General features: G+C 36.9%; 19 protein-coding genes and 1 tRNA gene. 7 read left to right on the forward strand and 13 right to left on the reverse strand.

Annotated elements, in window-relative coordinates; all coding sequences use genetic code 11:
* Positions 1-182 precede the first annotated feature (182 nt).
* Genes MMG00_RS00775 through MMG00_RS00790 form a run of 4 tightly spaced genes read left to right on the forward strand, consistent with a single transcriptional unit; the run spans position 183 to position 8,195 of the window.
* Complete coding sequence (locus MMG00_RS00775) at positions 183-2,321, forward strand: type I secretion system permease/ATPase (RefSeq protein ID WP_432805930.1); 2,139 nt, start codon at positions 183-185, stop codon at positions 2,319-2,321.
* Between the two features lie 11 nt (positions 2,322-2,332).
* Positions 2,333-3,553, forward strand: a complete 1,221-nt coding sequence (locus tag MMG00_RS00780) for a beta-barrel domain-containing protein (RefSeq protein ID WP_242150023.1) — start codon at positions 2,333-2,335, stop codon at positions 3,551-3,553.
* 26 nt (positions 3,554-3,579) lie between these two features.
* Positions 3,580-6,663, forward strand: a complete 3,084-nt coding sequence (locus MMG00_RS00785) for a UDP-N-acetylmuramoyl-tripeptide--D-alanyl-D-alanine ligase (RefSeq protein ID WP_242150026.1) — start codon at positions 3,580-3,582, stop codon at positions 6,661-6,663.
* Positions 6,660-8,195 carry a glycosyltransferase gene (locus tag MMG00_RS00790; RefSeq protein ID WP_242150029.1) on the forward strand — a complete coding sequence of 512 codons (1,536 nt, stop codon included), beginning with the start codon at positions 6,660-6,662 and terminating at the stop codon, positions 8,193-8,195. Before MMG00_RS00785 ends, MMG00_RS00790 begins: the two co-directional genes overlap by 4 nt.
* Before the next feature lie 114 nt (positions 8,196-8,309).
* On the opposite strand, the gene MMG00_RS00795 is transcribed toward MMG00_RS00790, so the two are convergent.
* Positions 8,310-9,416, reverse strand: a complete 1,107-nt coding sequence (locus tag MMG00_RS00795; RefSeq protein WP_242150031.1) for an adenosine deaminase family protein — start codon at positions 9,414-9,416, stop codon at positions 8,310-8,312.
* Between the two features lie 224 nt (positions 9,417-9,640).
* Here MMG00_RS00795 and MMG00_RS00800 point away from each other — a divergent pair, with 224 nt between their 5' ends.
* Together MMG00_RS00800 and MMG00_RS00805 are read left to right on the forward strand one after the other, a co-directional pair.
* Entirely contained in the window at positions 9,641-10,234 is a 594-nt protein-coding gene (locus MMG00_RS00800) for an HTH domain-containing protein (protein ID WP_242150034.1), read from the forward strand.
* Complete coding sequence (locus MMG00_RS00805) at positions 10,225-10,476, forward strand: integrase core domain-containing protein (protein ID WP_242150037.1); 252 nt, start codon at positions 10,225-10,227, stop codon at positions 10,474-10,476. Before MMG00_RS00800 ends, MMG00_RS00805 begins: the two co-directional genes overlap by 10 nt.
* 161 nt (positions 10,477-10,637) lie before the next feature.
* Here the strand turns inward: MMG00_RS00805 and MMG00_RS00810 are convergent, their stop codons facing one another.
* The 4 genes from MMG00_RS00810 to MMG00_RS00825 form a co-directional block, all read right to left on the reverse strand.
* Complete coding sequence (locus MMG00_RS00810) at positions 10,638-10,958, reverse strand: Dabb family protein (protein WP_242150040.1); 321 nt, start codon at positions 10,956-10,958, stop codon at positions 10,638-10,640.
* 60 nt (positions 10,959-11,018) lie between these two features.
* Complete coding sequence (locus MMG00_RS00815; RefSeq protein ID WP_242150043.1) at positions 11,019-11,273, reverse strand: hypothetical protein; 255 nt, start codon at positions 11,271-11,273, stop codon at positions 11,019-11,021.
* 196 nt (positions 11,274-11,469) lie between these two features.
* Positions 11,470-11,790: a hypothetical protein gene (locus MMG00_RS00820; protein WP_242150046.1), complete on the reverse strand. Its 321-nt coding sequence runs from the start codon at positions 11,788-11,790 to the stop codon at positions 11,470-11,472.
* 293 nt (positions 11,791-12,083) lie between these two features.
* Positions 12,084-12,740, reverse strand: a complete 657-nt coding sequence (locus MMG00_RS00825) for a LexA family protein (protein ID WP_242150049.1) — start codon at positions 12,738-12,740, stop codon at positions 12,084-12,086.
* Between the two features lie 227 nt (positions 12,741-12,967).
* On the opposite strand from MMG00_RS00825, the gene MMG00_RS00830 reads away from it, so the two are divergent.
* Positions 12,968-13,558 (forward strand): acyltransferase, encoded by a 591-nt coding sequence (locus MMG00_RS00830; RefSeq protein ID WP_242150052.1) that lies wholly within the window; start codon positions 12,968-12,970, stop codon positions 13,556-13,558.
* 96 nt (positions 13,559-13,654) lie between these two features.
* On the opposite strand, the gene MMG00_RS00835 is transcribed toward MMG00_RS00830, so the two are convergent.
* The 8 genes from MMG00_RS00835 to MMG00_RS00870 all read right to left on the reverse strand — a co-directional run bounded on the left by MMG00_RS00835 (position 13,655) and on the right by MMG00_RS00870 (position 21,033).
* A tRNA-Arg gene (locus MMG00_RS00835) sits at positions 13,655-13,731 on the reverse strand.
* A 122-nt stretch (positions 13,732-13,853) separates the two neighbouring features.
* Positions 13,854-14,720: a YicC/YloC family endoribonuclease gene (locus MMG00_RS00840; RefSeq protein WP_242150055.1), complete on the reverse strand. Its 867-nt coding sequence runs from the start codon at positions 14,718-14,720 to the stop codon at positions 13,854-13,856.
* A 162-nt stretch (positions 14,721-14,882) separates the two neighbouring features.
* The gene (locus MMG00_RS00845; RefSeq protein WP_242150058.1) at positions 14,883-15,929 is read right to left on the reverse strand and encodes a M42 family metallopeptidase; all 1,047 of its coding nucleotides are present in this window, start codon (positions 15,927-15,929) and stop codon (positions 14,883-14,885) included.
* 302 nt (positions 15,930-16,231) lie between these two features.
* Positions 16,232-17,215: a glutathione synthase gene (gshB, locus tag MMG00_RS00850; RefSeq protein ID WP_242150061.1), complete on the reverse strand. Its 984-nt coding sequence runs from the start codon at positions 17,213-17,215 to the stop codon at positions 16,232-16,234.
* Between the two features lie 219 nt (positions 17,216-17,434).
* Positions 17,435-18,244 (reverse strand): 16S rRNA (uracil(1498)-N(3))-methyltransferase, encoded by an 810-nt coding sequence (locus tag MMG00_RS00855; RefSeq protein WP_242150064.1) that lies wholly within the window; start codon positions 18,242-18,244, stop codon positions 17,435-17,437.
* A gap of 103 nt (positions 18,245-18,347) precedes the next feature.
* Positions 18,348-19,136, reverse strand: coding sequence for an MlaA family lipoprotein (locus MMG00_RS00860; RefSeq protein ID WP_242150066.1), 789 nt, complete (start codon positions 19,134-19,136; stop codon positions 18,348-18,350).
* 171 nt (positions 19,137-19,307) lie between these two features.
* Positions 19,308-20,081 carry an ABC transporter permease gene (locus MMG00_RS00865; protein WP_242150069.1) on the reverse strand — a complete coding sequence of 258 codons (774 nt, stop codon included), beginning with the start codon at positions 20,079-20,081 and terminating at the stop codon, positions 19,308-19,310.
* Positions 20,074-21,033, reverse strand: a complete 960-nt coding sequence (locus MMG00_RS00870) for an ABC transporter ATP-binding protein (protein WP_242150072.1) — start codon at positions 21,031-21,033, stop codon at positions 20,074-20,076. Before MMG00_RS00870 ends, MMG00_RS00865 begins: the two co-directional genes overlap by 8 nt.
* Positions 21,034-21,170: the final 137 nt, after the last annotated feature.

Here is a 21,170-nt window from a genome sequence, read left to right on the forward strand (position 1 = left end):
TATTTTATTAATAGGTATGGCGCCGAGCAATATGCTCGGTGCTTTACTTTTATTTATTCATTGAAAAAGCTTATAGTTTTAAGGATTTTTTTAGGGTAATAAAGAATCTTTAAATCTATAAGTAACTAATTTTGTAGTGGGATTTATTTGTGGATCATAAAGCAGAAGCAGACTTGTTACAGATGGAATCATCTGACAAGAAGAACAAAGCCTTAGATTATACGGCTTGGATAGAAGCAATTATCACTGTTGCTAAGCATTATCGCTTAGAAGTTTCAAAAGAGAATATCTCTTTAACAAGCCACTGGTTAAAAGATGACCCTATTAGTGATGTTTTGCGTGGTATGGCAAGACAAGCAGGGTTAACGGTTGGTGTGATAAAGCTGACGGAAAAGGATCTATCAGTATGGCGTTTGCCTTTGGTCGTTCAATTTCATGAGGGGCAAATTGCAGTTGTTGATACTATTAGTGAAGATGGAAATATTGGTATTACCTATAGTGGTGATACAGGCGTTAAAAGTCGTATTTCGAAGGAAGAGCTTTTAGCGAATACTAATGTTGCTGTTGTTTTAAGACCTTCGCATACAGTTCCTGACTCACGAATTGATGATTATATTAAACCGCATGATCATGATTGGTTTAAAAAAATCGTGCTTCGTGATTGGAAACCTTATGCGCATATTTTTGTTGCGTCATTTATTGTGAATGTCCTTGCGTTATCAGGGATTTTATTTACAAGGCAAGTCTACGACAGGGTGATTCCTGCCGAATCGTATCCGACTCTTTATGTCTTATTTAGCGGAGTGATGATTGCTATTATTTTTGGCTTTATCATGCGAAAATTAAGAACTAGGATTACGGATTTATTAGGAAAGAGAGCCGACTTAAGAATTTCAGATCGGGTATTTGGTCATGCTTTGCGTATTAAAAATGCGTTTAGGCCTCGCTCAACAGGGACCTTTATCTCTCAAATTAGAGAGCTCGATAGTGTTCGGGAGATGTTGACTTCAACGACTGTAACAGCCTTTGCAGATATCCCATTTTTTTTACTATTTTGTGTGGTTTTTTGGTATCTTGCCGGAGCATTAGTCTTAATCCCTATTATTGCTGTGATTTTAATGGTGGTTCCGGGATTATTGGTACAAAAGAAATTACGAAAGTTTGCCAATGAAGCAATGCGTGAGAGCTCGCTTCGTAATGCTATGTTAGTAGAGGCTATTCAGGGCAATGAGGATATTAAAGGCTTGCAAGCTGAGCAAAGGTTCCAACATCAATGGAATAATTATAATGCTGTCTCAGCAGATGTTAATCTTCGATTACGTTCATTAATCAGTTACCTTAATAGTTGGACGCAGAGTATCCAAACAGCGGCTTTTGTAGTGATTGTACTTTTTGGCGCACCGATGGTGATGGAAGGGGATCTGACTACGGGATCTTTGATTGCAGCCTCTATTTTAGGGGGACGAATGATCGGTCCTATGGCAGGTTTAACACAAGTATTAAGTCGCTGGCAGCAAGCAAAAGTTGCTTTAAATGGAATTAATCAGTTAATGGAGCTTCCAGTTGATAATCCTGATGGTGAGAAACGTGTTCATAAGTCTGTGATTTTGGGTCATTATAAAATTCAAGGCGCAACTTTTGCTTATGGTGAAGAGAATCCCCTTCCTGCATTACAAGTGAAGAAGTTAAAAATTCAGCCCGGAGAAAAAATTGCAATTTTAGGACGTAATGGTGCCGGTAAATCAACTCTGCTTCAAGTGCTATCAGGGATGTTGGAGCCTCGTAGTGGGGTTGTAACCCTTGATAATGTAAGCTTGGGGCACATTGACCCTGCAGATGTACGACGAGATATTGGTTTAATGAGTCAAAATTCTGGGCTGTTTCATGGAACTATTCGAGAGAACCTATTGCTAGGGGCACCAATGGCTACGGATGATGAGTTATTGAGAGCCCTTAATATGACAGGAGCCGCTGAATTTATTCGTAAAATACCAACAGGATTAGATTATGTGATTGCAGAAGGCGGGCGAGGATTGTCCGGTGGACAAAAACAATCCTTATTGCTATCGAGAACTTTTTTACGAAACCCTTATATTGTCTTGCTAGATGAACCAACAGCATCCTTAGATGATGTAACAGAAAAGCATCTTTTACAGGAACTTTCTACTTGGATGAAGGGTAAAACAATGATTGTGGCGACCCATAAGATGAGTATTGTGAATATGGTTGATCGTATTATCGTGATTGATAATGGGCAGATTGTTTTAGATGATCCGAAAGATATCGCCTTGGCAAAGCTTTCTGGCAATGTAAGAAAATAACGGAGAATAGGATGCGTAAAGGAAACAAAGATGATCACCTTCTGCTGATTAATTATGAGGAAGATAAGCATCGTTATAATGATCAAGTGGATGAGACAGAAATAGTAAAATCTACTCGTATCATTTGGTACTTCTTACTATTGATTGTTATTTTATTGATTTGGTCTTATTTTGCTTCAATTGTAGAAGTATCAAAGGGTACAGGAAAAGTGGTTCCTACTTCAAGAGAGCAGGTGATTCAATCTTTAGAAGGTGGGATTCTTTCTGAATTATATGTGCGTGAGGGCGATATAGTCGAAAAAGGTCAGGTATTAGCTCAACTTGATTTAACAAAAACAGAAGCCACAGTAGAAGAGAGTGCCGCTCGTTATAGAGCATTACTTGCTAACATTGCGCGCCTAGAAGCTGAAGTGAATCAGACAGCGCTAGTCTTTCCTGAAGAATTATCTGTTTATTTAGGATTAATAAAAGCAGAAACAAGACTTTATGAAACACGACAACAAGCTTTAGAAGAATCTGTATCGGGCTTACAAGAAGCCTTAGATTTAGTAGAAGAAGAGTTAGTTTTAACACAGATGCTAGCAAAACAAGGGGCAGCGAGTAATGTTGATGTCTTAAAACTTCAGCGCCAAGTATCTGACTTAAAGTTAAGAATTACCGATAAGCGTTCAGAATATATGGTGCGTTCACGTGAAGAGCTTGGGAAGTCTCAGGCAGAAGCTGCCTCTTTAGAATCCGTGGTAAGGGGAAGAGCGGATTCACTATCACGTTTAACTCTTAAATCGCCTGTTCGAGGTATTGTGAAAGATGTTTCTGTCACAACCCAAGGTGGTGTTCTTCCACCTAGTGGCGAGTTAATGCAGATTGTTCCACTTGAGGATCAGCTATTAATTGAGGCGAGAATTACGCCGAGAGATATTGCGTATATTCACCCAGGGCAAGAAGCAAAGGTCAAAATTACTGCTTATGATTACTCTATATTTGGCGGACTTGAAGGTGTTGTGACGGTTATATCACCGGATACTATTCAAGATGAGGTGAAGCCTGAGGTTTTTTATTATCGGGTATTTATTCGAACAGATACGGATTCTCTGATTGATAAGAATGGGCAGAGTTTCTCAATTGTGCCGGGAATGATTGCAACTGTGGATATTAAAACAGGTGAAAAAACTGTATTTGATTATTTAATGAAGCCTTTTGGTCGCATCAAAGATGCTTTGCATGAACGATAACATTATTCTCTAGGAGTTGAAATTTAATGTCTTTTAATCTGCTTTTACAAAATGCTAAAGAGAAACTGACTGGAATATTAGGTAATGATCCTCTTCCTCAGTTTTCTAATGCATATCCTGCTTATATATTATTTTTTGTTGTTTCAGACAGTGTTAATCGAGCCCATATTGAGATTGCAACAGATAATAATTTTGAAGATTGTTGGAATAAGGGGGTAATAGCATTAAAAAAATGGAGGGTAAAAAATTGGCATAAGCCCACTTCGTTAAGGGTAGAGCTAGTTAATAAGATAGAGCCATTACGATGGGAAGAATTAAAACTGAAATTAAGTAGAGCAAAACGTAATTATTTTAGATTTGGATTGTCTTTTTCTCCTAATTTTAAAACTGCGGTATTAGAACATGAATTGTATGCTAATGCAGTGCTATATAAAACAGATGTTAGTGTTGCAACTCCCAATGAAATCAACTTGAAAAATTTTAGTAAACGTAGATTTCGAAAGGAACTGCAATGGCCGACTAATGATAATGAGTTAGTTTACCGCTTTAAAACGGTAGCTGTTTTTACAGATGGTAATGAAACTTATGAGATAGAATCTAATGGTAAAAATAGTGGTTACCGAAAGTTAGATCAATGGAATGTAGATACAGTTACAGATCTTATAGAAACAAGCAGTGCTTATTTAGCAAAACAGGTGAAATCAAATGGATTTTATCATTACGGATGGTTTCCTTGTTTTGATCGCCCAATTCCCACCTATAATGCTCTTCGTCACGCAAGCTCAACTTATGCTTTACTTGAAGGGTGGGAAGTAACGCAAAAAGAAGATCAGAAACAAGCAATTGATCGGGCTCTTCATTATCTGACGAATGAATTAATTAAAGTTGTTGAATTGCCCGATGGTTCATCAGCTGCTTTTTTGGTCGATATTGGGGATGAAATTAAGCTTGGTGGAAATGCTGTATCGATTTTAGCTTATGCTAAATATACTGAAATTACCGGTGATCAGAAGTATTTAGAGGTGATGGAGTTGCTTGCGCTCGGGATCCTTTTTATGCAAAATCCTGAAACAGGCGAGTATGTTCATATTTTAAATTATCCTGATTTAAGTGTGAAATCTGATAATCGTACTATTTATTATGATGGAGAGGCTGCATTTGGTTTAATGCGACTATACGGTATAACAAAAGATATTCGTTGGATTAAATCTGTTGAAAAAGCGTTTGATTATTTTATTGAAAATAAACATTGGCAAGCACATGATCATTGGCAGAGTTATTGTGTTAATGAATTGACGCTTTATAATCCCGATCCAAAGTATTATCAGTTTGGACTTGATAATATTCGAGATCATTTAGATTTCGTTCTGAAAAGAATTACAACGTATCCGACTCTTTTAGAGCTAATGATGGCCGCACAGAAGATGATTGTGCGTATACAGAATGATTCGAAAATTTCTCATTTGTTAAATGATTTTGATGTTGAAAAATTTTATCAGGCTTTAGAGTATCGTGCTCGTTATCTTTTAAATGGTTTCTTTTATCCTGAAGTAGCAATGTTTTTTAAAAATCCTCAAAGAATATTGGGAGGATTTTTTATTAGACATCACGCTTTTAGAGTTAGAATAGATGATGTTGAACATTATTTATCGGGCTATGTTGCTTATAGAAAATACCTTGTAGCTCATGATGATTATTTATTTCTAGAATCTAATAATCAACCATTACTTACAGCTGATAATATTGCAAGAGAAGTTTCTGGTAGATGGGTGAAAAGACCAGACTTACATTGGAAAGCAACAGGAATAAGTATTTATTCGTTGATGTTTGAGCCTGGACATATTTTAGTCGCAAGAGGTGCGGATAATCGCGGATTTATGACTGAGTCCCTGATTAAAATGCTTTCAGGTCAAGGGGCTTCAGCAATTATTTGTGAAAATGCAGAGCCTTTTATGGAGCTTAATATTCCTATTTTAGAAGTGAAAAATAGTCGTCGTGCAGTTTTAAGCTTAGGGATGGCTTCTAGAAAGTTGTTTAAGGGAAATGTGATTGGTGTAACAGGAAGTGCTGGAAAAACAACAACGGTACATATGTTAAGCCATGCGTTAAAAATTTTTGGTGGTACAGGCCATACTCAACGTAGTGCGAACTTGCCAATAGGTGTTGCTTGGAATCAGATTAATATGCCTCATAGTGCAAAAAACTGGGTTGTAGAAATGGCAATTGGGCAGATGCCATTAAATTCTAAATTAGCAACGCCAAATGTTGCAGTGATTACAAATATAGGGCCGGCTCATTTAGAATATCATTTTGATACAGAGACTATTGCACGTAAAAAGTCTTGTATTATGGATGAAATGGATCCTAATGGGACGTTAGTATTGTTTGGGGGTATAAAGCATCGAGAATGTTTTATACAAAAAGCTGAGGAAAAATTACTATCGGTAATAACGTATGGTGAAAATGATGATGATGATATTCAACTATTAACTTATACGGATAATATGATTCGATTTAGGCTTTTAGATGAGGTTGTTCAGTTAGCAGTAATATTGCCTAATAAGTATATAATTTATAATGTTTTAGGGGTATTCGCGACAGTATATGCCTTAGGGTTAGATTGGACTCGTCTTTTAGATGCTTTTAAATCCTTCCAACTACCGGAAGGTAGAGGGCAATCACTTAAAGTTGATCAAATAGAAAAAACTTTTTATATGTATGATGATACTTACAATGCTAATCCACTTTCAATGGTATCAGCTATTTCATCTTTATCGAATATTAAAAATCCAAAACACCGATTTTTAATATTAGGAGATATGAAGGAGTTAGGAAAGGAAGAAGTTGGTTATCATATTGATTTAAAGGGGGGGATCTTAGCGGCTAACGTAGCAAAGATAATTTTATGTGGTGATTTGATGCGACATTTATGGGATGAGATAGAAAAGGATCCTGATTTTGCACATATTAGAAAGGGGTGGTATCCATCGGTTGCCGATATTTTGACGAATATAGATATGTGGATTGAGGATGAAGATCATATTGTATTAAAGGCTTCTAATTCTATGGGGTTTAAAAAAATTATTGATTATTTTATGGAAAATAAATGAAATTTAAAAAGGTTTATTTTCTTAATCAAGATTTAGGGGTTCAACATACGGGGATTGAGAGCTCGGCACTTTTAAGATATCGTCTATTTGCAAATCAGTTGAATATTCAACCTGTATTTATTACGGCGAAATACCGTAGTCAATTATCGACGGAGATTAAAATATTAAAACAACAGGCAAAATTACCTAGCGAAGCTACTGTTATAAATATTTATGATTTTTATCAGCAGTTATTGCCGCTTAAAGATGCTGAAATCTCCCTTTATAATGGGGAGGTTATCGTTTCATTAATAGGAAATCATTACCAAAATTATTTAGATATTGATGGAAATGTGAGGGGCAGAGCTTTTTATAATCAGTCGAATCAACGATTACACTATATTGTTCATTTTTTTAAAGGAACTACATGGCGCCGGGATTATTATCATGAAAGTGGGCGTTTAAGTTGTACGCATCTTTTAGATACTAAAGGGCAGAAAGTTTTACAGGAAATCTTCTATCGATCGGATCATACGGTTTGCATCATTAAAAACTATTTTTATGATGAAAGTGGGGATAGATCGGGGCTGAAGATTCAAGTTTTTGATGCAAAAGGTATCGCTTTTGTGACGGATCAGGAAGCCTCTTTTATTGAATATTTTTTAACGCAATATTTATCTGAAAAAGATGATTTAAGTATTTTAATAGTTGATAAAAATCGTGTCTTTTATGAGCCGGCAATCTCTGCTAGAAATCAGTTAGGTAGAAGTAGAGTGAAAGTTATTACTGCGATTCATAACTTGCATGCCGTGAATTATCACAAGAAAGAGACTAGTCGAATTAATATCAATTATGTCTCTGTATTTAAAGATTTAACACAGCCAGATGCAGTAATTGTTCAGACAAATATCCAGAGGAACGATATTATCGCGCGATTTGGCAATACTCAAAATGTCTATGCAATCCCTCATAGTTATGAATGCCAATGGGAAATTGATCAAAAAAAATGCGATCAAAAACCTTATAAGGCAGTGTATTTTGCGCGTTATAACCATGATAAGAAACATGAGTTAGCGATAGATGCATTTGCAAAGGTTGTTGAAAAACTGCCGCAAGCGCAATTTCATTGTTATGGTTCAGGTTCACGTTTTAAGGAATTACAACAATTAGTGCAACACTTGAAGCTTGAGAACAATATTTTTCTTCATGGATGGTGCGATAGTGTTTCTGAGCAGTATGAGTCTGCGGCATTATCGATTATTTCTAGCGAATCTGAATCATTTTCCCTAACGATTGCTGAAAGTCTGGCGCACGGATGTCCTGTTATTGGTTTTGATGTTCCCTATGGGCCTAAAGAATTAGTACACTCTGGAGAAAATGGTTATTTAGTGCCCTATAAGGATACTGTGGCAATGGCAGAATGTATCTTAAAAGTGATGTTGGACTCATCATTACAGAGAACACTTTCTGAGAATGCAAAGGCTAGTGCAAAGAGATATTCTGAAATAGAAGTAAAAAAACTATGGCGGCAAGTTTTTGATGAGATGATTTGATGGACTTATTGTTCTTCTTAATAGAAGAGAAACTTAATATAACCTGTTCAATCTACTGTCGATTTAAAAGCCATCGATATTTGAAGATGTCGATGGCTTTTTTGTAAATCATTTTTAATGATTATTAAGTTGATAGGGTGTATGGAAAGCATTATCAAATTGAGGTTCTTCTATTAACTGTGCTCGAAGTGTATCAAATTCTGTGAGCCATTCTTGTCGCCATTTTGCCTTGGTAGTCTCTGGTTGCCAAGCTGCATTAATTCCGTTGAGGATACATTGACGAACACCATCTAGATCAAATCCAAAGTCCTTAATCATCGATTGATAACATTTTTGCCCATTTGTATCATGCATGTGCCAATCATCAGTTGCGGGGATGATTATCATGCCGGCTTTTGCCATTTGGCGAATAGGATGATTTATTTGCCATTCGCTATGATTTGGCCATTTTTTCATAAAGAAGGTATTGCTAGGAACGACCGTAAAGGGAATTGCTTCTTTAGCGCATCTTGCCATAAGTTCAGCATTTTCTACAACAGTATAACCGTGATCAATGCGCTCAAGACCTATGAGATCAAGTCCTGTTTCAACATTGCGCCAGTGTAATCCAAACTCTGAACAATGACCTGTTAAGCGAAGATTATTTTGTGCTGCTAAACGATAAGCTTTCCAAAATTTTTCAATAGCCGCATTATCTTCACGATAATCAATACCGATACCAAGCACTCTAGGATGAGGGAAATTAATCATCCATGTCACCATTTCAACCGCTTCTTCCGGTGTCTTTTCACGATTAATGGAAGGAATTAAATAGGCAGAGATGTTCCAATCAATCTCAGCTTGCTCAAATACTTTTGCCAGTGCAAGGGTTACTTCTTGATAGGGGATTTCTGTGTCATTGGGGTTCCAAAAAAACTCCACATAACGGACGCCCGTATTTTTAGCATCTTCTAAAATTTCATAGGCAACACGCTCATAATCTTCAGTAGCTCTTAAAAGAGGGTAGAGGAAGTTTAAGGCTGCGATACCGCCTTTCATAACCTCATTTTCGTGTGCAAAAGCACGATAGTATGATTTTGCATCCTTCTCCGTTAGTGGCTCATTATATTTTTTGGCTAAATCGAGCATTGTATTCATGCGAACACCGCCTAAAAGATGGTAGTGAAGCTCTACTTTAGGCATTTTTCGTAAAAATTCGGGAAGTGTTAACTGTCGTGTCATAAATCTATCTCATGAAAATCTTTAAAGAATCGTTCACATATTATAGAGATTATGCGTAATTTTATCAGGAGTTTTTATGGTTGATAGCTATGTAAAAAAGAGAGTATTATCGCTAAAATATTTTATCTTTAGATAAAGAGCACAATAAAGTGATTGATGGTCATTTATAAAAGTACCGAGCTTATCTGGGATCTTTAAATGATAACGTGTAGGATTTTATCGCGTTGTTTACAGTATTAGGAGAAAATACTGTTATGAATATCCATCGAAAAACAAAATTAACGCCGTTTCATCGAGAAGAGATTTGGCGATTACATCATCAAGAAAAATTTACCGTAACCTATCTAGCTGAGCGTTTTATGGTAAGCAGACCTACGATCTATAAAGTACTAAAACAAGGTAGATTGAACTTGTTTGTGCCATTAGCTAGTAAAAATGAACGTTATAGAACAATTAAGTATGGCATTAAACGTCTTGCAAAGATTGAAAAATCTATTGAAGAGAAACTTAAAAAGAGGGCTAAACGTTATAACAAAAACTATCCTGGCGAGATGGTCCATGTGGATACTAAACGGCTCCCTCTTTTAAAAGGGGATCTTAAAAATCGCACTAGAGAGTATTTATTTGTAGGAATTGATGATTTTTCAAGAGAACTTTATGCCGGTATTTATCCTGATAAATCACAGTTTAGTGCTGCTGAATTTCTTCGATGGGATCTGTTAGAACAGTGTCCCTATACTGTAGAATGCACCTATTCGGATATAATGGGCGTGAGTATAAAGGTACATCAGAACATGCCTTTGTCGAAATGTGTCTAACACATAAGATTAATCAAAAGTTTACAAAGCCAGCTTGCCCTCAAACGAATGGAAAAGCAGAAAGAGTCATTCGAACACTCATGGAAATGTGGCATAATCAGGAGGAGTTTATCAGTTCAGATGATCGGAAAAAGAAGCTAAAACGATTTTTGAACTATTACAACACAGTAAAACCTCATAAGGGTATTAATGGTTTAACGCCTTATGAAGTTTTAGAAAATTATTTTAACACTGAAGTGTAAACAACCCGCCGATTTCTAACAGATAACGATATAAAAATGGCGATGATCATTATCGGCTGCTATTTGAGGCTTGAGGCATTTATATGAAGAATAAGAACAGAAGAATGAAAAAGGCATCATGATTGTAATGCCTTTTTACTGGTTCTGAAGTAATTAAGAGCTTATAGAAGTGTAGTACCGTAATCAAAAGCTAAAAATGAGTCTGGCCCATTAGGATCTAGCATTGATCGGAGTTCACCTCCGACTTTTACATGTTCTGGGTGCATTAAATACTCATCTCGCTCTTTTTCATTCTCAAATTCCATATAAAAAGCATAATCAAATCCTTTATGACGATCAGCCGATCCATTATATTTCCCATAATCAAAAGATTTCATGGTGGGAAGGATTGCCTCTAAGGCTCCGATTTTGTTAAAAATCTCCTGAATTTGTTCTTTACGAATATTTTTTTTAAATCTAACTAAAACGATGTGTTTAATCATGACAAGCCTAAGGATAAATAGTAAGGAAGTAACTTATATAAATTTATATAAATATTGATTTTATGACTCTTCGTCGACTTCTTGATCTACATTTGTTGTAGATTCTTCTATTAGTGGAGCTTCCTCATCAATAGGTAATATTTCTTCTTGATCCTCAGTTGCTACAACTTCAGTTTCTTTAGGAGCCTCTATAATCATATCTTCAGGTTTTACAACTTGCGGTAAATTAAATTTAGGCTGTTCTTCTAAAGGATGTAATTTAGCACAAGCAGTTAATGCTAAGACTGAAAATAAGAGAGTTGTTATGAGTTTCATGCAATTACTTCGCCCCACGCCATCATGAATTTATATATTTTACTAAATTATCATGCGTTATATAACGCTTAATAATAGTAACATTTTAATTGTCATAATAATTGATAGGGAAAAAAATACTAGACTATTTTTTTAGTCCTTAAGTAGATTATATGATTTTTTAGGATTTCACCTCGTTTTCGTGAGGAGAAGCCAATTAAGCAACTTTTTTCTTTAGGAGTACAATAGGGGCATGTGCAATTGTACTTTGCTTCTCATAGATTCGCTGTCTACTCATAATGAGGTTTTGAGCTCTATAAAGTGCCTCTGTAAGGATCTGCATCTCTTTACGACGCCAAAATGGAATGCGAGAGAGCTTTGATTCAGCTAGAAAAATATGTTCTTGGATTTTCTCAGGTGTTTCTGCACTGTACTCGTTAGCAATAGATTGTACTTTATTAAAGCGGTTATCACTTTTAATACGGCGATTTTCCTGACGACGGCTAATTGACGTTAAAATATTAAATAAATTTTTCATAGTGTTTTCCTTCCTATAAAGCTTCTACTAAATTTCGAATAAGGGGTCTTTTTAGAATCATATTTAAAACTGCGATAGTTCTTTGATGTAATTTATATTACATATTTGCAATTTTAATTGCAATGCAAAATTGTAATTATTGTTATATTTTTGAACAGTTTTATTGAGAAAGTTTTTTTAAAGGGCAAAAAAACACCGCTAAATAGCGGTGTTGGAGAGAAATTAGTCAAAATGTTTATTTTGATGTTTTTTGCATTATTTTTAATAAAGAAGAGCGAAGTAAGGAGTTGGGCTTAAAAAATATCGACCCATTTGCCAATAACAACGCCATTAATCGAAGCATCTCCTTCAATTTCTATTGGCTTATCTCCCCAGTTTGGGTTTAGTGGAATAATATATTTTCTCCCATCTGGTTCAATCACAAGTTGTTTAAATGTAGCGCTATTACTTCCTTCTAACGATACAATGACGCAAGATTTGTTTTCAGGTAGTTTCGCAGGATCGACAAAAATGATATCACCATCTTCAAAAGAGGGATTCCCATTAGGGTTTTGCATGCTAATGCCAGAAACTGTTAATGCGTAAGTCCCTTTACTATGGGGCGCTGGGCATGGAACCCATTTAATTAAGTCATCGGCTGATGAAACCTCGGCATCACTAAAGTTACCAGCGGCGACCCAAGAGATCACAGGAACCATTCCCTTCATATCCATGGGATTAGCAACAAAATCTGCTTGTTCTGTTTGTTCTAAATACATATTGGGCATGTCGGCAAGTTCTTCGATAGATCTTGCTTTTCTCTCACCAAATACACGACGGCCGTTAATCAGTGCGGAAAGCTCACCTTGATTCATACCCGTTTTTTCAATGAATGCGGCTTGCTTTCCACCGTAATACTCATCGATCCAAGCTTTTAAATTCTCGGCTCTAATTCTTGTTGCTTCTTTCATATCACATTACCTCGCTATTTTGCTTTATAAATGTAAATTATATAAATGTATTGGTCAACCCATTGCATAAATATAATGTTTTAGGAGCTGAAATCGAGGGCGTTTTGTTTCTCCCAAGAAAATATTTTTTTAAGATATAATTTAATTTTTATTTTATATGAATAGTTTATTTAAATTTTTGTTATTTTTTATATGTTTAGAAAGTTAAATCGTGAGGAATAAAATCAGTGGCAGAAAACAGAGAAGTAAGACTTGATAATAAATCCGTTATTGAAAGAAAAGGGGAAAATTGTCATACAGTATTTGGGAAGAATGTAAGATTGATTAATGCCAGAATTGTTATGGCGCAAGATTCGGAATTGATTGTTGGAGATAATGTGATTCTGAGAGGATATATCGCTATTTCATCAGGGTGTAAAATTATTATTGGGGATAGAACAAAATGTAATTATCCTGTACATATAGTTGTTTCTGAAAAAACAACATTACATATTGGTTGTGATTGTTTATTTTCAGATATGAGTTTGTACACATCAGATACACATTCTATTTTTTGTAGAAAAACAGGAGCGAAAATAAATGTTGCTAGTAATATATTTATTGGAGATAGAGTTTGGCTTGGTAGAAAAACATGGGTAATGAAAGGTTCACATATTGAGTCGGATGTAGTTGTTGCCGCAGGAGCTATGGTAACTGGATATATTTCATCCAATACTATTTGTGCAGGGGTTCCTGCTAGAGTCATTAAACAAGATATTTTGTGGTGTGATGAACGAGTGGATACTCTTCCTGAAAGAATGGAATCACAATTATTATAAGTATTATTGAAGGTATTATCAGGCTAGTTTTTTAGCAATAAAAATGCGGTTCTTAGAGGTTTGATTAAACTCTAGTGAACCGCATTAATCATTAAATGGCGCGCCTAGGAGGAATTGAACCTCCGGCCTTTGGTTTCGGAAACCAACACTCTATCCAACTGAGCTATAGGCGCATAGAAGGTCGATATTATAACACTAATAAATTCTTATGAAAGAAAAAGCATCCTAGGTTAAACGTTGCTTTTGGGATCGTTAAGATTATGTTATTGATTCTTGTACTTCGAGTAGATTACTATTACTCAATATTTTGAATTTGTTCACGGATCTGTTCGATTAAGACTTTAAGATCGACACCGATTTGAGTGAGTACAACATCTTGAGATTTAGAACCTAAAGTATTTGCTTCGCGGTTGAGCTCTTGGGTAAGGAAATCTAAACGGCGACCAACAGGCTCTTTGCGGTTAAATACATGCTTCATTTCAGCAATATGGGCGGTTAAGCGGTCGATCTCTTCATCGATGTCTAAACGCTGGGTAACATAGATAAGTTCTTGTTCAAAGCGTTGAGGATCGTGTTCGATATCAAGATTTTCTAAGCGTCCACGTAAACGCTCTTCAATTTTTTCCACGGCGATAGGGCGCTGCTCCCGTGCTTTCTCAACGAGCGTTGCCATTTGCTCAAGGCGATCAAGCATCATCTCTTGTAAACGAGCCCCTTCTCTTTCTCGGTTTGCAAGGAAAGATTGTAATGCGCTATCAAATAGTGTGAAGAGGGATTCTTTAATCGAATCTGCATTAAGGCTTGAGGTTTTCATCACGCCAGGGAGTTGCATTAATTCAAGTGCTGAGAGTTGAGTACTAGTTCCTAAAAGATGATTCGCTTGGCCGTGAATTGCAATGAGCTCTTTAGCCGCTGATTCATTAAAGGTTAGATGCGCGCTTTCTGCTTCATCAAAATCAATACGAATTGCAACTTCAACCTTGCCGCGAGAAACATTTTTTTGAAGCGTTTCACGAAGTTCAGGTTCAAGCGCACGGAGAAGCTCCGGCATTTTAAATGTCGGATCTAAGTAACGATGATTAACACTGCGTACTTCAAGACTTAATTGTCCGATTTCAGTCGTTGTGGTTTCGCGAGAGAATCCTGTCATGGAGCGTAACATAGGCAACCTTTGTATGATGATATCTATTGTTTGTGGTGATCTAAGCACCGACCTCTTTCTAGAAAAGAAAGGGGGTGATACTTTAAAAATATGAAAACTATTATACGGAAAAAAGCGCTTTAGTGTAGCTAAAGCGCACAATGAGTCAGCTTATATTCTACTTTAGTCAATCATTGCAGAATAACTATAGGCAAGTAGAAGATTAAATGTTGCAATCATTGAATCTAAATGCGTTCGCTCCATTGCATGGGAGGATTCAATGCCGGGACCAATGAGTGCGTGACGAATATCAAATCCTGCTCTAATTGCGGCAGATGCATCTGAGCCATAAAAAGGGTAGATATCAACTTGATACGGAATCTTCTCTTTTTTTGCCAAAGAGATAAGGTGATTTGTAAACTCATAGTGGTAAGGACCAGATGAATCTTTTGCGCAGATTGAGACACTATATTCATCAGTGGTTTGCCCATCGCCAATCGCGCCCATATCTACGGCAAGATATTCCACCGTTTCCTGAGGGATGGATGAGTTGCCCCCAAAGCCAATCTCTTCATTGTTTGAAAAGTAGAAATAGAGCGTATAAGGCGGAATTTTACCGCTACTTTGAATATTCTCTATCAAAGACAATAGTAAGGCAACACTGGCTTTATCATCTAAATGACGAGATTTAATAAATCCACTATCAGTATATGAAAAACGGGGATTGAAAGAGACAAAATCGCCGGCATGAATCCCAAGAGCAAGCGTCTCTTGCTGGTTTTTGCTTTTTTCATCAAGTCTAACTTCAATATGCGCATCATCTCTTGGAAGCTCGCCAGATTCACGATAAACATGAACAGAAGTTTCGTGCATTAAGATCGTGCCGGTAAATTTTTTGCCATCTCTTGTATGAATTTGACAATATTCCCCCTCTACGGCATTCCAGTTGAATCCACCAATTTTTGTAAGTTTTAAACGCCCATCACTTTTTACCTCTTTAACCATAGCGCCTAAAGTATCCACGTGTGCCGTAAGTAATCTCGCTTTTGAGGGATCCTTACCTTCTATTTTGGTAATAATCGCCCCTTTGTTGGTCTTTTGGATAGGGAGTGATAATTGTTCTAGTACTTCTTGTACATAGCCTAGTGCTTGTGTTGTGAAGCCTGATGGTGAAGGGATATTAACTAGCGTTTCTAACTGCCGAATTAAGGCATCCTGATTTAATGACATAAAGTAGATTCCTTGAATTGAAGGTAAAAATAGAGGAAAAATCCAGAGCTTAAAGTTATAGTAGATTCGGTTTAAGAAACACTATTTTAAAAATATTAACGGTACAGATTGTGTATCAAATAAGCTTGCACGATGCCGGATAGAACTATTCCTGCGCTTCTCATAACCGATGCGCCGGCAATCTGATTCAGTTTCTTTTAAACCGATTTCACTATATTAAAAATAAGTACTACTTAAAGAGTAGTACTTATCTATATTTTAAGATACCAGTGAGGGCTATTTCTAATCATTTAAGCTTGATTTTAAGCGCCCTTCTTCCATTCAACGAGTAGCGCTTCAATAATATCTTTTCCTAAAAAAGTCCCTTTTTCATCATCAATTTGGCGAATACCCGTTGGGCTTGTGACATTGATTTCTGTGAGATAGTTGCCAATAACATCAAGACCCACAAAGTAGAGCCCACGTTTTACAAGTTCAGGGCCTAAGGTATCGCAAATACGCTGATCATTTTCTGAGAGTTCTTGGACAACACCAGTTGCGCCAGCTGCGAGGTTACCACGAGTTTCATTTTCTGCTGGTACTCGAGCAAGTAAGTATGGTGCAGGTTTGCCATTAATTAAGATAATGCGCTTATCACCTTGTTTTATCTCTGGGATATAACGCTGCACCATGATTGATGTTGTATTATGCTCTGTGAGCGTTTCAAGGATAACGTTAAGATTTGCATCCTTTTCCACAACCCTGAAGATTGAACTTCCGCCCATGCCATCAAGGGGTTTGACGATTGTATCGTGATGCTTTTCAATAAACGCTTTGATATGGTGACTTTGGCTTGTCACAAGCGTTGGTGGGCAGAGCTCTGGAAACCATGTGGTGAACATTTTTTCATTACAATCTCGAAGCGAATCTGGTCGGTTGCAGATAAGAGATCCTTGTTTTTCCATCAGCTCAAGTAGATAAGTCGTATGGATATAATGCATATTAAATGGTGGGTCTTTACGCTGCAAGACAATATCATTAGGGCCAAACACCAGATTTTCAGAAGGTTTTAAGCTATACCAATCTTCGAGGCTTTTGAGTTGATTATCCCCTTTTGTATGGAGCGTAATTTCTTGCGCTGTTGTTTGTACGACTCCTTCTAAAAGATAGATGGATTCTTGCTTAGTGTAGTAGATAGGGAGATTGAGACTCACTGCGCCCATCATCATTCCAATCGTAGTATCTTTCTTTGGGAGAAGAGATTCGATAGGATCCATTATAAAGATAATTCTTGGTGTCTTATTCATAAACTTCCTCGAAATCGTAATAGTTTTGTAATCGTATTATTCTTTAATTGTTTTCGCTGAATCTGTTTTTGTAAGTAGCCAGCGGTATTTATGCTTTTATTTAAGCATAATGCATTTCTAGAGAGAGGAAAAATTGATTTCTTTAATATGACTGATACTGATTTTTTACAGATAGAGATATTGGTGAAGAGATCTCTTTATTCATCCATTATTCATCCACTAATCTTCTAGTAATTCCTCAGTTTCAGTTGACCAATCGCCTATTAATCCTTGAATCGTTGAGATGACAGATAAGGCTGCGGTTTCTGTTCGTAAAATACGAGAACCAAGAGAGACGCTCTGTGCTCCGGCATTTTGTAACATTTCAATCTCCTCTTGTGTTAATCCACCCTCAGGACCGATGATGATCGTAAAGGAGTGGGATAGGGCATCATTATGTAGCCCTTCTTCATTTTTTGATTCCGGGAACTTAACGCTTTTTAGAAAACTCCCAAGAGAATGTTTTGCTGTTGGTGCCAAGGTAATGATTGTCGTATTTAATGTTGGTAGGACTTCATTAATCCATGCTTCTATGGAGATTGGATCTTGTAACGTTGGTGGAATATTTAACTCGCACTGCTCGCATGCCGAGGTGATGATGTTATTCCAGCGCTCTAGACGTTTTTCCGTTTGATCTTTCTTAAGATGCATAACGCTGCGCTCAGTGGCAAGAGGCGTGATGGAAGTAACTCCTAACTCAGTACTTTTTTGTAGTACTAACTCCATTTTCTCACCTTTAGCAAGGGATTGGAGCAGGTGGATTTTAATAGAACCGGTTCGATTGATGGGGTTGTACTTTTTAAGTTTTACTGTGAGATGGCGCTTAGTAATTTCAATAATATTGCCGTGATATTCCCCACCTTCACCGTTAAATAGCGTAATAGGGTCATTTTCTCGGCTTCTTAAAACACGAGCAATATAGTTATAATCTTCATCTTGAAGAATAATTTCCTCACCAATCATTAATGGTTGGTTTAAAAAACGGCGCATTGACGGATAGTCCTTTTTATAAATTTTATAAAAGATCGAAGGCGCTTAATCAATTGACTAAACGCCTTCGGGAATTTACTAAAGTTAAAGGCTTTAGATAAATTTATTGATTTCTTTGACGAGCAAGCTCTGCAATAGAAAGACCTGAATCGTCATCATCATCGTAATCGTCAAAACCTCCTTCTTTTTCATGGGCTGAACGAATATGTTTTACCCCACGATTTTTAAGAAGCTGATTACGATATTGAAGATAGGCTTCCCTTTGGAAGACATAAGGATCGAGTGCGGCCGATTTAGTGACTGAATCCACGTCTAAAAGCTCACTTCGAAGATTGACTAGACCAACCGTATAAAGCCCGAGAGCTTGCCAATCATTAAAGGCATAGGTCGCAGGGTTTACAAAGACATCACTCACAACGCCAACGGTATCTCGAGAAGTTGAAGGGCCCACAAATGGAATCACAAAGTAGTTGCTATTAGCCCAGCCCATCTTAGCGTAAGTAGTTCCCATATCATTCGTTTTTTTCGATGGGAGATTAAACATCTCTGTGACATCTACAAATCCAAGTAGACCAAATGTCGTATTGAATACAAAGCGGTGCACGCTTTCAAGCGCTGAAAGAAATTCCCCTTGTGTCACGTGAACTACCGCATTATGCGTATCACCTAAGTTAGATAAGGAGTTTGATACCCCGGTTCTAACGGTCTTAGGTACAACATGAACATATCCTTTAGCGACAGGTTTAGAGATTGCATTATCAAACGCTGTATTAAATGCATAGGTAGGTCTGTTATATCCCTCATAAGGATCATAAGGATTAGGAGGATTCCCTGCACAAGCTGTGATGGCGGCTGCAATTATTAGCGTGCCCAATAGTTGAAAATATTTCATACAAAAGTCTTCTTAGATTGAATGTTTAAACCCCATCTATGATGGATGTTGTAATTTATCTTATTGTTATCGAATAGTTATTGATAGCCGATCATTTAATATGATACTGCTTTTTAATAAAATATTCGATGGGTGTTATGAAAGAGATGGTTTATCTCATTTTTTATTAGACTATGATTTAAGGCCAATCCCTTTGTTTAAAAGATAATAAGCAACGCCAAATAAGACGATAAAAAATCCTAAAAGTAAGAGGATTGCGGCCCAAATATTAATATCTGAAACGCCTAAAATACTATGGCGAAATGCACTGACCATATAAAGAACAGGGTTAAAATAAGAGATATTTTGCCAAAAGCTTGGAAGGAGTGATACAGAATAGAATACGCCTCCAAGATAGGTTAATGGCGTTAAAATAAAGGTTGGAATAATAGAGATATCATCAAAGCTTCTCGCAAATATCGCATTAATTAATCCGGCTAAGGAGAATACAAGAGATGTTAAGAGAAAGATGAGAATCATCAGTGCTATGTTATTAATCTGCATATCGATGAAAAAGAGTGCAACGATTGTGACAATCCCGCCAACCGCAAGACCTCTTGCAACACCGCCCATGACATATCCGGCAATAATCACAAGATTTGGCACGGGTGCCACGAGCATCTCTTCAATATGGCTGGTGTATTTTGCACTAAAGAATGAGGAAACAACATTGGAATAGCTGTTGCTAATCACCGTCATCATAATAAGACCAGGGGCGATAAACTGTGCGTAAGTCACGCCATCCATACTACCGACTCGTTCTCCAACGACTTTTCCAAAGATAAGGAAGTAGAGAATCGTTGTAATAAGGGGGGGCAGGAGCGTTTGTGGCCAGATACGGACAAAGCGATAGATCTCTCTAGTAATAATCGTATAAAAGGCAATCCAATAAGCGCGATTACTCATTTTTTGCTCCTTCTAGGTTGTTCGTGTGGGAGGATGGATTATTAGTAATTCTTAGGAAGAGTTCTTCTAAGCGATTAGACTTATTACGCATCGTATCAATTTTAATATTTTTTGTATTGAGCCCAATAAAGAGATCATTGATGGTATGCGGTTTAGTGATTTCTGCTTCTAATGTCATTGAGTCAATGAGTTTTAAAGAGACCCCTTCAATAAGAGGCAACTCATCAACATGATCACTCAGTGTCAGAATAAATGATTCCGACTGAAGCTCCCGAAGTAGGGCGCTCATTGAGCTTTGTTGCACGATCTCACCATGATTGATAATGGCAATATTCTTACACATCTGTTCTGCTTCTTCGAGATAGTGAGTTGTAAGAATAATCGTGGTACCTGCCGCATTTACTTTTTGCATCAGTTCCCAAGTCTGACGGCGAATTTCAATATCAACGCCGGCTGTTGGTTCATCTAAAATGAGGAGCTTAGGATTGTGAACTAGCGCTCTGGCAATCATGAGACGGCGTTTCATACCACCAGAAAGCTCTCTTGCCATTACTTTAGCTTTATCTGTAAGATCGAGTAATGCTAAAAGTTCAGCGGCTCTTTTTTTAGCTTCTGTGCGAGGAATACCAAGATAACCCGCCTGATTAATGATAATCTCTTCGCAAGGCTCAAAGGGATTAAAGTTAAATTCTTGAGGTACTAAACCAATCATCGATTTGGCAAGATTCTTATTTTTCTTAGTATCTACGCCAAAGACTTCAACATTGCCAGAAGAAGGCTCCACAAGATCCGTAATAATGCCAATGGTTGTTGATTTTCCGGCACCATTTGGGCCAAGGAGCGCAAAGAAATCCCCCTCTTTTACTTCAAGGTCGATGCCTTTTAGGGCAACTTTACCGTTTCGATACTGTTTTTTTAAGTCAGTAATTTTTAACGCTAATGGAGCAGTCATAAACTCTATTCCTCTAGTTTAATCAAATATGTGGATTCATTATGACGATCAATTAGGATGCCTGATTCTTGATTGATTGACGAATAGTTATTTTTAATTGAATCCCTATAAAATTTTTATGAAGCGAAGTTATCGCT

The organism is Ignatzschineria rhizosphaerae (assembly GCF_022655595.1).
In the GTDB taxonomy this organism is placed as follows: domain Bacteria; phylum Pseudomonadota; class Gammaproteobacteria; order Cardiobacteriales; family Wohlfahrtiimonadaceae; genus Ignatzschineria; species Ignatzschineria rhizosphaerae.

Coding starts and splice junctions, on each gene's coding strand:
- MMG00_RS00840 (WP_242150055.1), bottom strand. CDS start 14,720: ATGTTACGCTCCATGACAGGATTCTCTCGCGAAACCACAACGACTGAA.
- MMG00_RS00810 (WP_242150040.1), bottom strand. CDS start 10,958: ATGATTAAACACATCGTTTTAGTTAGATTTAAAAAAAATATTCGTAAA.
- MMG00_RS00775 (WP_432805930.1), top strand. CDS start 183: ATGGAATCATCTGACAAGAAGAACAAAGCCTTAGATTATACGGCTTGG.
- MMG00_RS00805 (WP_242150037.1), top strand. CDS start 10,225: ATGTGTCTAACACATAAGATTAATCAAAAGTTTACAAAGCCAGCTTGC.
- MMG00_RS00790 (WP_242150029.1), top strand. CDS start 6,660: ATGAAATTTAAAAAGGTTTATTTTCTTAATCAAGATTTAGGGGTTCAA.
- MMG00_RS00820 (WP_242150046.1), bottom strand. CDS start 11,790: ATGAAAAATTTATTTAATATTTTAACGTCAATTAGCCGTCGTCAGGAA.
- MMG00_RS00870 (WP_242150072.1), bottom strand. CDS start 21,033: ATGACTGCTCCATTAGCGTTAAAAATTACTGACTTAAAAAAACAGTAT.
- MMG00_RS00845 (WP_242150058.1), bottom strand. CDS start 15,929: ATGTCATTAAATCAGGATGCCTTAATTCGGCAGTTAGAAACGCTAGTT.
- MMG00_RS00785 (WP_242150026.1), top strand. CDS start 3,580: ATGTCTTTTAATCTGCTTTTACAAAATGCTAAAGAGAAACTGACTGGA.
- MMG00_RS00815 (WP_242150043.1), bottom strand. CDS start 11,273: ATGAAACTCATAACAACTCTCTTATTTTCAGTCTTAGCATTAACTGCT.
- MMG00_RS00865 (WP_242150069.1), bottom strand. CDS start 20,081: ATGAGTAATCGCGCTTATTGGATTGCCTTTTATACGATTATTACTAGA.
- MMG00_RS00825 (WP_242150049.1), bottom strand. CDS start 12,740: ATGAAAGAAGCAACAAGAATTAGAGCCGAGAATTTAAAAGCTTGGATC.
- MMG00_RS00780 (WP_242150023.1), top strand. CDS start 2,333: ATGCGTAAAGGAAACAAAGATGATCACCTTCTGCTGATTAATTATGAG.
- gshB (WP_242150061.1), bottom strand. CDS start 17,215: ATGAATAAGACACCAAGAATTATCTTTATAATGGATCCTATCGAATCT.
- MMG00_RS00860 (WP_242150066.1), bottom strand. CDS start 19,136: ATGAAATATTTTCAACTATTGGGCACGCTAATAATTGCAGCCGCCATC.
- MMG00_RS00795 (WP_242150031.1), bottom strand. CDS start 9,416: ATGACACGACAGTTAACACTTCCCGAATTTTTACGAAAAATGCCTAAA.
- MMG00_RS00855 (WP_242150064.1), bottom strand. CDS start 18,244: ATGCGCCGTTTTTTAAACCAACCATTAATGATTGGTGAGGAAATTATT.